We start from the raw sequence: 12,347 nt of genomic DNA, 5'->3' as shown, positions 1-12,347 counted from the left end.
AGGTGGTGCTGGGCGGGGTCTCCCCGAACGCGGCGATCCTGCGTGAGGAGCTCTTCGCGCCGGTCGTGCCGATCATCGCCTTCCGCGACGACGCCGAGGCGGTCCGCCTGGCCAACGACACGGACATGGGCCTGGCGTCCTACGTCTACAGCACCGACCTCGCCCGCGCGCTGCGCATCGGGGAGGCACTGGAAACGGGCATGGTCGGCGTCAACACCGGCGTGCTGTCGGACCCCGCTGCCCCGTTCGGCGGCGTGAAGCAGAGCGGCATCGGCCGCGAGGGAGGCCACCACGGCATGGCCGAGTTCCTGGAGACGCAGTACCTGGCCGTCGACTGGTGACCAGCGTCCACAATGGACGGTGGCGCGTAACGCTCGACCGGGCGGGCCCTACTTACGGGTGTGGGACTGAGATGGCCGCTGGTCGGGCGGTCCGAGGAGCTGAGGTTCGCGGCGGCGGCGATGCGGCACCAGGAAGGTGCGGGCGGGCTGGTGCTCGCGGGCACCGCCGGGGTGGGCAAGACGCGGCTCGCGCGGGAAGTGGTGGCGCGCGCCGAGCGGAACGGGGTGGTCGTGCGGTGGGCGGTCGCCACCGCCTCGTCCCAGGGGCTGCCGCTCGGCGCGTTCGCGGGCTTGCTCACGGACCTCGGCCAGGACCAGGCCCAAGTGCTCCCGCGGGCCGCCGAGGCGCTGGTGGCCGGTGCGGGCAAGGAACGCGTGGTCGTGGCGGTGGACGACGCCCACCTGCTCGACGACTTGTCCGCGGCGCTCGTCCACCTGCTGGTCGTCCGCCGCAGCGCGATGGTCCTGACCACCGTGCGGGCGGGTGCGCGGGCGCCGGACGCGATCTCCTCGCTGTGGAAGGACCGCAGGCTCGACCGGCTGGACGTGCGGCCGCTGACCGAGGCGGAGACCGCCGCCCTGCTGGAGGCGGTGCTGGGCGGGCAGGTCGACAGCGGCGCTGCGGGGAAGTTGTGGACCATGTCCCAGGGCAACGTGCTGTTCCTGCGGCAACTGGTCGACGGCGCGGTCGACGGCGGCACGTTCCGCGTCGACCGCGGGGTCTGGCGGCTGACCGAACCGCCGCCGGTGACGCCGGGGCTGGCGGAACTCCTGGCGGCGCGCATGGGCTCGTTGTCCGAGCCGGTGCGGGACGTCGTGGACACCGTCGCGCTGGGCGAACCGCTCGGCGTGCGCCTGCTGGGCGAGCTGACCGATCCCGCCGCCGTGGAACTCGCCGAGGACACCGGACTCATCCAGGTGGAGGCCGACGGGCGACGCCTGCGAGCCCGACTGGCGCACCCGCTCTACGGCGAGGCGCGGCGGGGTGGGATGGGGCGGCTGCGCGCCCAGCGGTTGCGCGGCCGGATAGCGACCGCCCTGTCGGCCACCGGCGCGCGACGGGCCGAGGACACCCTCCGGCTCGCGGCGCTCGTGCTCGACTCGGACCTCGACCCCGATCCGGACCTGCTGGTCGACGCGGCCGAGCAGTCCTCATACCTGGGCGACCTCGCGCTCGCGCGGCGGCTCGGCGTGGCCGCGGTCCGGGCGGGCGGCGGTTTCCGGGCGCAGGCCATGGTCGCCAACACGACGGTCTACGTGGGGCGGCCCGAGGAGGCGGAAGCCGAGTTGGCGACCCTCGCCCGGCTCGCCACGACCGACGAGGAGGTGAGCCGGGCGACGGTGACCCGTGCGACGTTCACGACGTGGATCCTGGCCCGGCCCGCGGCCGCGGAGGCCATGGTCGCCGAGGCGGAGGCGCGGCACACCACCGTCGACCGCCTGCCGTTCACCGCGCTGCGGGCGATGATCGACGGCGAGGCGGGGCGGCCCGCCAAGGCCGAGGCGGGCGCGCACGAGGTCTTCGCGGCCGACTCGCTCACGGCGGAGTCGATCCTCATGGCGTGCTGCGGGATGGTCGCCGCACTGGCGACGAGCGGCCGCGCCGACCGGATGGGCCCGTACCTGGCCCGCGGCTTCGAGGCGGCCGACCACTCCACGGAACGGTCGAGCTTCCGACTGCCCCTCGTCGCGCTGCAAGTCCACGGTTTGCGGTTGGCGGGCTACCTCGACGAGGCCGCGACGATCGCCGCCGACACGTGGTCCCAGCTCAAGGACGTTCCGCTCGGCGCGCAGATCGCCTGCTACCTGGTGGGCGACGGCGAACTGGCCTGCGGGCGAGTGGCGGGCGCGGTGCGGTGGCTCCGCGAGGGCCGGGCGGGCGTCGAACCGTTCGGCGACGCCGGGGGATGGCGGTACGCCACGCTCGTCGCCCTCACCCGTGCCCTGGCCGTCTCGGGCGACCTCGGCGCGGCCCGGCGGGCGTTGACCGAGCTGGAGCACCACCACCATCCCGGAGTGGGGATGCTGGACCCGGAGATGGTCCTGGCGCGGGCGTGGGTGGCCGCCGCCGAGGGCGCGACCAGTCGAGCGGTCGTCCTCGCCCACGACGCCGCCGCCCTGGCGGCCGACCGGGGGGAACTCGCGCACGAGGTGCACGCCCTGCACACCGCGGTGTGCTTCGGGGACGGGTCCCCGGCCGCTCGCCTCGCCGAACTCGCGTCCTGTGTGGACGGACCGCGCGCACCGGCCGCCGCCGCCCACGCCAGGGCGTTGGCCGACGGCGACGCCGACGCCCTGCTCGCGGCCTCGACCGCGGTGGAACGGATGGGCGACCTCCTCGCCGCGGCCGACGCGGCCGCCCAGGCGGCCGAGGTCCACGGTCGCGGCGGCCACCGGAGCGCCGCGCACGCGGCGGCCGAACGGGCCCGCCGACTGGGCGACGGCGCGCGCACCCCGGCGCTCGTCGCGGCGGCGTCACCGCTGCCCCTCACCGAACGGGAGCGCGAGATCGTCGCCATGGCCGCCCGCGGCCTGTCCAACCGCCGGATCGCCGACCTGCTGGTGGTCTCGGTGCGCACCGTCGAGGGCCACCTCTACCGCGCCTCGGCGAAGCTCGGCGCGACCACCAGGTCCGAGTACGCGGACCTCCTCGGCGTCGACCCGGCCGAAGACGAGTAGCCGACTACTCGCGGAGCCCCGGCACCCGCGGGTGAGGCTGACCCCGCAACGGTGTGCAAGGGGAAGGGCACAGCAGATGAAGAACGTGATCAGACGACTGGTCCGGGCGGTGGCCGCGAGCGCGGTGGCGGTCCTCGTCCTCGCGGGCACGGCGTCCACGGCGGGCGCGACCAACGCGACGACGGACCTGATGTGGTTCAACCGCGGCACGGGTGAGGTGTCGAGCTGGCAGCTCAACGGCTACGGCAACGTCCTGGGGGCGCAGCCGCTGACGTGGACCTGCTCGTACGCGTCGGGGTGCTCCACCGCGTGGAAGCCCATCGGGACCGGCGACCTGAACAACGACGGCGACCAGGACGTCACCTGGTTCAACCGCACCTCCGGCGAGGTGTCCACCTGGCTGACCAACGGGTCCGGCACGGTCCTGGGCACCCAGCCCGTCGACTGGCACTGCGACCAGGCCTCCGGCTGCTCCACCCAGTGGAAGCCGATCGCGCTGGGCGATGTCAACGGCGACCACAACCAGGACGTCGTGTGGTGGAACTCCGGCACGGGGGTGGTCTCGGCCTGGCTGCTCAACGGCTACGGAAACGTCCTGGCCAAGCAGGACCTCGACTGGCGCTGCGACTACTCCTCGACCTGCGCGACGTACTGGCGGCCGGTCGGGGTGGGCGACGTGAACGGCGACGGGCACGTCGACCTGGTGTGGTTCAACTACTTCACCGGCGTGGTGTCGAGCTGGCTGCTCAACGGGTACGGGAACGTCTTGGCCAAGCAGGACGTCGACTGGCACTGCGACTACCCGTCCGGCTGCTCGTCCCGCTGGCGCCCGATCGGCGTGGGTGACCTCAACGGCGACGGCAGGCAGGACGTCACCTGGTACGACGACACGTCCGGCGTGGTGTCGAGCTGGCTGCTCAACGGCTACGGCAACGTCCTCGCCAAGCAGGACGTCGACTGGCACTGCGACTACACCTCGGGCTGCTCCTCGACCTGGGGCATCGTGGACCTCGTGAGGTAGCGCGTCCGTGGGGGGGGGGGGGGCGCACGGGGTACCGCCCCCCCCCGGGGGGAGCGGGGATGGGGCGGGGGGGCCCACGCAGGGGTGGGCCGCCTCCCCTTCCCACACCCCCGGGGGCTGCTCCACGCCGGGGGGATTGTGGCCGTGGTGTTTTTGGGCGGGGGGTGGGGGGGGGGCCCCCCCCCCGCCCCCCCCCCACCACGTGCTAGAGCGGGAAGCGGCCGGTGCGCCACTGCCAGTGGTGGCCCGCTTGCAGGTGGGTGACGATCGCGCGTTGGAGTGCGGTGCCGTGGGGTAGTTGGTCGAGTGGTGTGGTGAGGGTGCGGAAGGCGAAGCGGAGCACCTCGACGTCGGCGTCCAGCCCTTCCAGCTGCTCGTGGGGTTCCAGTTCGAACCGCTGCTGGAAGCGGATGATGTTGGAGTCCTCGGGCAGGTAGTCCAGCAGTTGCGGGTCGAGGAGCCAGGAGCCGCAGGAGAACGCCGTGTAGTGCTCGTCGGGGAAGTGGCGCGGGAAGAACGCTCGGGCCTCGTCGAGGGACGCGTCGATCGACTTCGGGGTCAGCGGGCCCGCCTCGGGGATGTGCAGGCCGATGGCCGTGCCGCCGCGCTGGTGTTGCAGGCGGCCCAGTTCGTAGACGCCGCCGCGGGCGTGCAGCGTCAGCCAGCTCTGCATGACCGGCCAGCCCTCGCCGCGCATCCGCCGGTCGACCGCGAGGTTGCGGCCCAGGTCGGCCAGCGTCGTCCACGACACCGCGTCGGAGATGCCGTGGTCGCGGTGGTACGCCGTGACGACGTCGACCAGGGCCAGGTACGCGTACACGTAGAGGTGCCGCCAGGCGAGGCCCCGGTCGCGGGGCAGCTCCGGGCCGGGCGGCAGCCAGTCGTGGCCGCCGAGGTCGGCGCGGACCAGGGCGGTCGAGCGGTCGAGCAGCCAGCGCAGCTCCGGGGTCCACAGCGGGGAGTCGGGGTCGGGCCAGCCCGCCATGATCTCGGCCGCGTCGTCCGGTGGCACCGCGAGCCGGTCGAGGATCGCGGGCGCGTCGGCCTTCGCGGGCAGCGGAGCCGACGGTCGGTCACCGGCGAGCCGGTGCACGCGCTCGACCTCCGCGACGGGCACTCCGAGACGGGCGGCGATGTCGTCCAGGTCCACGCGGACGACCTTACCGGCCGGGGGACTGCCCGAGCCCAAGTTCGGTGTCTTTGCAGTTCAGAGCCTCTTTGAGCGACTTACGGGACCGCCGGTCCCTTGACACGGTACCGCTGGTCCCTTACTTTGGACCCGGTAAGGGACCAGCGGTACGCAAGATGGGCGTGCCGGTCGATCGTGGAGGAAGTCCATGTCCAAGGTGTGGTTCGTGACCGGAAGCTCTCGCGGTCTGGGGCGCGCGATCGTGGAAGCGGCGTTGGTGGCGGGGGATCGGGTGGTGGCCACGGCGCGGAAGCCCGAGCAGCTCGACGACCTCCGCGCGCGCCACGGGGATCGGCTGCTGCCCGTGGCGTTGGACGTCACCAACGACGACGACGTGCGGAAGGCCGTCCAGCACGGGCTGGAGGTGTTCGGTCGGCTCGACGTGGTCGTCAACAACGCGGGGTACGGCGACCTCGGCTCGGTCGAGGACGTGGCGCTGGAGGACTTCCGGGCGCAGATCGACACCAACTTCTACGGCGTCGTCCACGTCACCAAGGCCGTGCTGCCGACCCTGCGCGAGCAGGGGTCCGGGCACGTCTTCCAGGTGTCGTCGCTGGGCGGCCGGATCGGCACGCCGGGGCTGGCCGCGTACCAGAGCGCGAAGTGGGCTGTCGGCGGCTTCTCCACCGTTCTCGCCCAGGAGGTCGCGCCGTTCGGCGTCAAGGTCACGGTCCTGGAACCGGGCGGGATGCGCACCGACTGGGCGGGCTCGTCGATGACGATCCCGCCGGTCAGCGAGCCCTACCGGCAGACCGTCGGCGTCTTCGCCGAGATGCTCCGCGGCGGCGACCCGGAGGCCGCGGCGGCCCAGTCCGCGGACCCGGCTCGGGTCGCCTCGATCATCGCCGATCTCGCGGGCCGCGAGGACGCGCCGGTGCGCGTCCTGCTCGGCAGGGACGCGGTGCGGTACTGGGACGCCGCCGGTGCGGCGCTGGCCGAGTCCGACGCCAAGTGGCGCGCGCTCTCCGAGTCCGCTTGGGACTGACCGCCCACCGCACCGTCCATCCCCGACGCGAACCGGGTCCGGAGACTCCAAGCGGCGGAGCCGTGGCCGCGTCGCGCCGCGGGTTCGGGGAACCGGAACTCCCTTAGGGTGTCGGACATGGCCACGTTCCAGCGCGCTCGCACCGAGGAGGCCCAGGAGATCCGCCGGGAGGCGATCCTGGACACCGCCGCGCGGATGCTCGACGAGATGCCGACGAGCAGGATCACCCTCAACGAGCTGAGCCGCCGCAGCCACCTGGCCAAGTCCGCGATCCTCAAGTACTTCGAGTCCCGCGAGGCGATCCTGCTCGAACTGCTCGACCGGGCCTGGAAGCAGTGGACCGCCGACCTCGGCGAGCACCTCGCGAGCGAGCCGAGCCTCGCCCGATCGGCTCGTGACCGCGGCGCCGAGTTCGCGTCCGTCCTCGGCGCCGCCTTCGCCGCGAACACCACGCTGTGCGATCTGCTCAGTGCGCAAGCGGGCGTCCTGGAGCACAACGTCTCCGCGGACGTCGCGAGTCGCTACAAGAACGCCGCCCTGGCCAACGTCGCCGCCCTGGTCGACCTGACCCGCACGCGCCTGCCCGAACTCGGTTCTGGCGCGGACCGGTTGTGCGGCCAGGTCGTCATGGCCACCGGCGCCGTCTGGACCCACTCCAGGCCCTCCGCGGGCATGCTCGCCGCCTACGAGGCGGACCCCGAGCTGGCCAGGTACCGGATGGACTTCCGGCCCGCGCTGGAGAGCATGATCGCCACCCTGGTCGCGGGCGCGCTCGCGCTGGCGGACGGCCACCGACCGCCACGGTGATCGACCTCGTTCGCGCTCCTGGTGTCGATGACTTCAGTGTTGACCGAAGTCAATGCTCACCGTCGGCCCGCGTCACCGCGTCGACTCGGCGTGCCGCTCGGATCCGGAGTGGAGAACGGGGAACGTCACGCCGGTGAGGGCCTCGGAGGCGGCCCACAACCGTTGCTGGACGGCCACTTCGTACGACATCGGGCTCGAGGTGACAAGTCGGGGGTAGCCCCTGATCTCGCTGAATCCGCCGGGACCGAAGTACTGGGCTCCGAGGGTGGCGGGGTCGGTGGCGGCGCGCAGGGTCGGCAGCGCGCCCATCGCGGGCGACTGGGTGAGGAGCGGCGCCAGCCAGGTGAGGGGGAGGCGGAGGGCCGCGGGGGTGTTGCGGGCGAGTTCGGTGCTGGACACGCCGGGGTGCGCGGCCACGGCGATGGTGGTGCCGTGCGTGGCGAGTCGGCGTTGCAGCTCGTAGGTGAACATCAGGTTGGCGAGCTTGGACTGGCCGTAGGCGCCGACCCGGCTGTACGACCGCTCCCACTGGAGGTCGTCGAAGTGGATCGCGGCGCGGATGCGGTGGCCCGCGCTGCTGACCGTGACCACGCGCGAGCCGGGCACCGGCAGCATCCGGTCCAGCAGCAGCCCGGTGAGGGCGAAGTGGCCGAGGTGGTTGGTGCCGAACTGGGTCTCGAAGCCGTCGTGGGTGGTCTGCTTCGGCGTGTACATCACGCCCGCGTTGTTGATCAGCAGGTCGATCCGGTCGAACCGGGACCGCAGGTCCGCCGCCGCGGTCCGGACGGAGTCGAGCGAGGTCAGGTCCAGCGCCTGCACGGTCACGTCGCCGGTCATGCCGCCCGCGGCCTGCCGACCCTTCTCGACGTCGCGCACGGCCAGCACCACGGACGCCCCGCGCTCGGCGAGCGCCTTGGCGGTCTCGTAGCCCAGTCCGGTGTTGGCCCCGGTCACCACCGCCACCCGCCCGTGCTGGTCCGGGATGTTCGCCGTCGTCCACTGCTCGCTCATGCCAGGCTCCTCGATTAACGTACCGGGGGTACTTTGTGTCACCGACGATAAAGTACCCGAGGTACGTTGTCAACGTACCGGCGGTACTCAAGTTAGGCTGTCGCTCGTGACGTTCCAACGGGCGCGAACCGACGAACAGCGGGAGATCCGCCGACGGGCGATCCTCGACGTGGCGTCGGCGATGCTCGACGAGATGCCCGTGGCCGCGGTGACCCTGAACGAGCTGAGCCGCCGGGTGGGTCTGGCGAAGCCGAACGTGCTGCGCTACTTCGAGTCCCGCGAGGCGGTGCTGCTGGAGCTGCTGGACCACTTCCTGGAGGTGTGGCTGGCGGAGTTGGCGGACGAGCTGGCCGCGGGTGTCGACGAGGACCTGCCCATGGTCGACCGGGCGAAGGCGGTGGCCGACGTCCTCGGCCGCTCGCTCTCCGCTCGAACGGTGCTGTGCGACCTGTTCGGCGCGCAGGGCAGCGTGCTGGAGCGCAACGTCTCGGTCGAGGTCGTCACGCGCTTCAAGCGCGCCTCGCTCGGCCGCCTGGCCGCCATGACCGCCCTGCTCCGGAAGTACCTGCCGGAACTGGGCGAGAGCGCGACGCTGTTCAGCTTGCAGACCATGGTCATGGCGGGTGCGTTGTCGGCGTACACCACGCCCCCGCCCAGCCTCCAGGCGGCCTACGAGGCGGAACCCGAACTGGCCCGTTTGCACCTGGAGCTGAAGGACGCGTTCCAGCTGACCTTGACCGGGGCTCTCCTGGGCGTGCTGCCCCGCTCCTGACGGTCAGGATCACGTCGCGCGGCGATAGGCGTCACGCCAGTGCGGCAGCGGCTTCAGGCCGCGGGCCGTCCACGACGAGTCCGACAGCACGACGGTCCGGGGGCGGTCCGCCGCGGTGTGGACGTCCGTCGTCAGGCAAGGGCGTAGCTGGGCGGTGTCGAGGCCCGCCGTGGTGGCGATGAGGCGGGCGAAGTCGTACTTCGTGGCCGTGCCCGTCGATGTCGCGTGGGTCAGGAGCGGCGGGTCGGGGTGGGCGATCAACGCGACCAACGCGTCCACCAGGTCGTCGACGGAGGTGGGGGACGAGACTTGGTCGGTGACGACCGAGACGGGGTTGCCCTGCGAGCACCTTCGCAGGAGCGCGGCGGGGAAGGCGGTCGTCGGGCCCGCGTGCAGCCACATGGTGCGGACGACGAGGGCGTCGGGCAACTCGTCGCGCACGGCCCGTTCACCCTCCAGTTTGGACTCGCCGTAGACGTTGATCGGCCTGGGCGATGACGAGGTCTCGTACGGCGTGGGGGAGGTGCCGTCGAAGACGTAGCCGGTGGAGAGGTGCACCAGCCGGGCTCGTTTGGCGGCGCAGAAACGGGCCACCAAGCCCGCGCCGGACGCGTTGACCGCGAACGCCCGATCACGGTCGGTCTCGGCCGCGTCGACGGCGGTGTAGGCCGCGCAGTTGATCACCACGTCCCGCGGGGCGATGGCGTCGTCCAGCGCCGTGGCGTCGGTGATGTCCAGCTCCCGCGATCCGAGGCCCACGACCGTGCGGCCCCCGTTCCGGAACAGGGTGGTGATCCGGGAGCCGAGCAGGCCTTCCGCGCCGGTGACGAGCACCCGGCTCACGAAGGCCGTCCGTGGCCCGCGACGAACTCTCGGAGGGACGCGATCACGTAGTCGGCCATCTCGTCGGTGATGCCGGGGTACACGCCGACCCAGAAGGTGTTGTCGGCGACGTGGTCGCTGACCGCGAGGCTTCCGGGGATTCGGCAGGCGATCTCCGTGTAGGCGGGGTGGCGCAGGACGTTGCCCGCGAACAGGACGCGGGTGGAGATCCTCCGGCTTTCGAGGAAGGCGATGACGTCCGCGCGGCCGAACGGGGCGTCCGGCGTGACGGTCATCGCGAAGCCGAACCAGCTCGGGTCGCTGCCCGGCGTCGGTTCGGGGAGGCGCAGGTGGTGGATCCCGTCGAGTCCCTCGCGGAGCCTGGACCAGTTGTGCCTTCTGGTGGCGCAGAAGGAGTCGAGCTTCGCGAGTTGGGACAGGCCGAGGGCGGCTTGCAGATCCGTCGCCTTCAGGTTGTAGCCGATGTGCGAGTAGATGTACTTGTGGTCGAACCCGTGGGGCAGGCAGCCCAACGTGAAGTCGAACCGCTTGCCGCACTTGTTGCTCTCGCCCGGCGCGCACCAGCAGTCGCGGCCCCAGTCGCGCAGGGACTTCACCACCCTGGCCAGGACCAGGTTGTCGGTGAGGACGCAGCCGCCCTCGCCCATGGTCAGGTGGTGGGCCGGGTAGAAGCTGACGGTCGATAGGTCGCCGAACGTCCCGGTGAGCCGCGACCCGTACCTCGACCCGACCGCGTCGCAGTTGTCCTCGACCAGGAACAGCCCTCGGTCGCGGCACAGTTCGGCGACCTCCGCGACCGGGAACGGGTTGCCGAGCGTGTGGGCCAGCACGATGGCACGGGTCTTCGGTCCGATGGCGGCTTCCAGCGACTCCAGCGTCGGGTTGTACGTGCGCGGGTCGATGTCGACGAACACCGGCGTCAGGCCGTTCTGCAGGATCGGGTTGACGGTGGTCGGGAACGCCGCCGCGGCGGAGACCACCTCGTCCCCTGGGCGCAGGCGGGCGTCACCCAGTTCCGGCGCGGTCAACGCGGTCACCGCCAGCAGGTTGGCCGACGACCCGGAGTTGGTCAGCCGCGCCTTGCGCGTGCCGATCTTCCGGGCGAACGACCGCTCGAAGGTGTGCGCCAGGGTTCCCGCCGCGATGCGCAGGTCCACCGCGGCCGCGGTCAGCGCGGCCTTGTCGTCGGCGTCGAGGCAGGCGCCGGACACCTGGACCTCGGTGACGCCGGGCACGAACGGCCGAACCGCCTGCTGCTCGTGGTACTCCCGGATGGTCTTGAGCAGCCCCTCCCGCTCGATCACCAGGCGTCCGCGGACTTCTGGACGAGCAGAGCCAGGTCGTCGGCGAACGCGGTTTGTGGTGGCAGCGCGCGCATGTGGTGTTGGAGTTCCTCGGTCTTCTGCCGGTAGGAGGGGTCCTTCAGCACGCGCTCGCACGCGGAGAACACCTGCGCCGCGGTGACCGTGGTCGGATCGATCCGGATGCCGGTGCCGAGCTGTTCGCAGCGCACGGCGTTTCCGGGGTGGTCGGCGAAGAAGGGCAGCAGCACCTGCGGCACGCCCGCGGTGACCGTGTCGCGGATCGAGTTCAGGCCGCCGTGGGTGATGAACAGGTCCACGTGCTCCAGCACGAGCGACTGCGGAACCCAGGGCATGGTGTGGACGTGGGGCGGCAGTGAGCGGAACAGCGGCTCGTACCGCGACGGCAGGGCGGCGATGACGGAGCAGTCGAGCGCGGACAGCGCGGTGAACAGCTCCTCGTAGATCTCCGTCGACCGCTGCATGAACCGTGACGACAGGGGACCGATCGACCCCATCGAGAGGTAGACGACCGGCTTGTCCTCCGGCAGGTCGGCGAACACGTCCGGCAGCCGCTCGTCGTGCCGCACGGGGAATTCGTGCCGATAACGGGCGAGAGGCGTTTCGAAGTTCGCGTGGTTGAACTGCACCGGCGTCATCGAGACCGTGAGGTCACGCAGGATTCCCGGCGTGACCGGCTCCGGCGGGAGTCCGAGTCGAGAGCGAATCGCGGTCAACGCCGACCGGATCACCTCGTCGTGAAGGCCCAGCGCGATCGCGTCCATCGAGCCGATGTCCACGACGACGTGCGGAATCCCGAGCACCTCCGCGGCGAGATATCCGCCGAATTCGGTGCATTCGTGCACCACCACGTGCGGACGCCAGTGCTCGGCCAGTCGGAGCACCCCGTCGACGACGGGACCGACGAAACGGGGAGAGGTGAATTCCGTGATCAGGGTCCGGTCGAAGCCCGCCGCGCCACCGTCGAGCAGAGCGCCGAAGACGACGGAGGCGAACGTGGGATCGAGCCACATCGGCCCGATCTCGACGGTGGTCACGCCGTAGTCGCGCAGCCGTTCGGACCAGCCGTCGGGAACCGCGACCCGCACGTCGTGACCGAGTTCGCCCAAGGTGGTGACGAGCGTGACCAGTCCGCGGAGGTGCGATTCGAATGGATTGGCGGTGACGAGCACTCGTATGCGGCCGTCAGGGGGAATGTTCATCGCGACCCACCCATCGTGAATCCTGAGACGCCGAAATGCGCCCGTGAAATCCCCTTGCACGAGGACGGGCGACTTGTTCAGGCTACTTGCCGATAGGCCATCGGCTGTCGATCGTCCCGCACGCATTACCCATTTGCGCTTTTCACAGTGCGAGGTGTGCTGTTGACGGGTTCAC

Annotated in this window: 11 protein-coding genes; 6 read left to right on the top strand and 5 right to left on the bottom strand. The window is 71.6% G+C overall.

Annotated elements, in window-relative coordinates:
* The 3 genes from ACFWW9_RS08765 to ACFWW9_RS08755 form a co-directional block, all read left to right on the top strand.
* On the top strand, nt 1-341 hold a 341-nt coding region (locus ACFWW9_RS08765), incomplete at its 5' end, for an aldehyde dehydrogenase family protein (protein ID WP_390373464.1).
* Between the two features lie 60 nt (nt 342-401).
* The gene (locus ACFWW9_RS08760) at nt 402-3,020 is read left to right on the top strand and encodes a LuxR C-terminal-related transcriptional regulator (protein WP_390373462.1); all 2,619 of its coding nucleotides are present in this window, start codon (nt 402-404) and stop codon (nt 3,018-3,020) included.
* A gap of 76 nt (nt 3,021-3,096) precedes the next feature.
* On the top strand, nt 3,097-4,041 hold the full coding sequence (locus ACFWW9_RS08755; protein WP_390373460.1) for an FG-GAP repeat domain-containing protein: 945 nt from the start codon (nt 3,097-3,099) through the stop codon (nt 4,039-4,041).
* Between the two features lie 205 nt (nt 4,042-4,246).
* On the opposite strand, the gene ACFWW9_RS08750 is transcribed toward ACFWW9_RS08755, so the two are convergent.
* Nucleotides 4,247-5,191, bottom strand: coding sequence for an acyltransferase domain-containing protein (locus ACFWW9_RS08750; protein WP_390373458.1), 945 nt, complete (start codon nt 5,189-5,191; stop codon nt 4,247-4,249).
* Nucleotides 5,192-5,378: 187 nt separating this feature from the next.
* On the opposite strand from ACFWW9_RS08750, the gene ACFWW9_RS08745 reads away from it, so the two are divergent.
* Both ACFWW9_RS08745 and ACFWW9_RS08740 read left to right on the top strand, forming a co-directional pair.
* Entirely contained in the window at nt 5,379-6,215 is an 837-nt protein-coding gene (locus ACFWW9_RS08745) for an SDR family NAD(P)-dependent oxidoreductase (protein WP_390373455.1), read from the top strand.
* 117 nt (nt 6,216-6,332) lie between these two features.
* Nucleotides 6,333-7,022 carry a TetR/AcrR family transcriptional regulator gene (locus tag ACFWW9_RS08740; RefSeq protein WP_390373453.1) on the top strand — a complete coding sequence of 230 codons (690 nt, stop codon included), beginning with the start codon at nt 6,333-6,335 and terminating at the stop codon, nt 7,020-7,022.
* Nucleotides 7,023-7,094: 72 nt separating this feature from the next.
* On the opposite strand, the gene ACFWW9_RS08735 is transcribed toward ACFWW9_RS08740, so the two are convergent.
* The gene (locus ACFWW9_RS08735) at nt 7,095-8,033 is read right to left on the bottom strand and encodes an SDR family NAD(P)-dependent oxidoreductase (RefSeq protein WP_390373450.1); all 939 of its coding nucleotides are present in this window, start codon (nt 8,031-8,033) and stop codon (nt 7,095-7,097) included.
* Between the two features lie 106 nt (nt 8,034-8,139).
* Between ACFWW9_RS08735 and ACFWW9_RS08730 the strand changes: the two genes are divergently transcribed.
* The gene (locus ACFWW9_RS08730; RefSeq protein ID WP_390373449.1) at nt 8,140-8,805 is read left to right on the top strand and encodes a TetR/AcrR family transcriptional regulator; all 666 of its coding nucleotides are present in this window, start codon (nt 8,140-8,142) and stop codon (nt 8,803-8,805) included.
* A gap of 9 nt (nt 8,806-8,814) precedes the next feature.
* Here ACFWW9_RS08730 and rfbD read toward each other — a convergent pair whose 3' ends face one another.
* From rfbD to ACFWW9_RS08715, 3 genes are read right to left on the bottom strand one after another with little or no spacing between them, the layout of a single operon-like run.
* Nucleotides 8,815-9,648: a dTDP-4-dehydrorhamnose reductase gene (gene rfbD / locus ACFWW9_RS08725; RefSeq protein ID WP_390373447.1), complete on the bottom strand. Its 834-nt coding sequence runs from the start codon at nt 9,646-9,648 to the stop codon at nt 8,815-8,817.
* The gene (gene rfbH, locus ACFWW9_RS08720; RefSeq protein WP_390373444.1) at nt 9,645-10,952 is read right to left on the bottom strand and encodes a lipopolysaccharide biosynthesis protein RfbH; all 1,308 of its coding nucleotides are present in this window, start codon (nt 10,950-10,952) and stop codon (nt 9,645-9,647) included. Before rfbH ends, rfbD begins: the two co-directional genes overlap by 4 nt.
* A complete protein-coding gene (locus ACFWW9_RS08715; protein ID WP_390373442.1) occupies nt 10,949-12,172 on the bottom strand; it encodes a glycosyltransferase in 1,224 nt (407 codons plus the stop codon). The genes rfbH and ACFWW9_RS08715 overlap by 4 nt, the downstream gene beginning before the upstream one ends.
* Nucleotides 12,173-12,347 lie beyond the last annotated feature (175 nt).

This window comes from Umezawaea sp. NPDC059074 (genome assembly GCF_042738955.1).
Classification (GTDB): domain Bacteria; phylum Actinomycetota; class Actinomycetes; order Mycobacteriales; family Pseudonocardiaceae; genus Umezawaea.
Note: the sequence above shows the minus strand (reverse complement) of the source record. Positions and strands in the feature narration are given on the sequence as shown.

What these genes read in the sequence shown, in the direction of transcription:
- ACFWW9_RS08715 (WP_390373442.1), bottom strand. Translation starts at nt 12,172, where the DNA reads ATGAACATTCCCCCTGACGGCCGCATACGAGTGCTCGTCACCGCCAAT.
- ACFWW9_RS08745 (WP_390373455.1), top strand. Translation starts at nt 5,379, where the DNA reads ATGTCCAAGGTGTGGTTCGTGACCGGAAGCTCTCGCGGTCTGGGGCGC.
- ACFWW9_RS08740 (WP_390373453.1), top strand. Translation starts at nt 6,333, where the DNA reads ATGGCCACGTTCCAGCGCGCTCGCACCGAGGAGGCCCAGGAGATCCGC.
- ACFWW9_RS08755 (WP_390373460.1), top strand. Translation starts at nt 3,097, where the DNA reads ATGAAGAACGTGATCAGACGACTGGTCCGGGCGGTGGCCGCGAGCGCG.
- ACFWW9_RS08735 (WP_390373450.1), bottom strand. Translation starts at nt 8,033, where the DNA reads ATGAGCGAGCAGTGGACGACGGCGAACATCCCGGACCAGCACGGGCGG.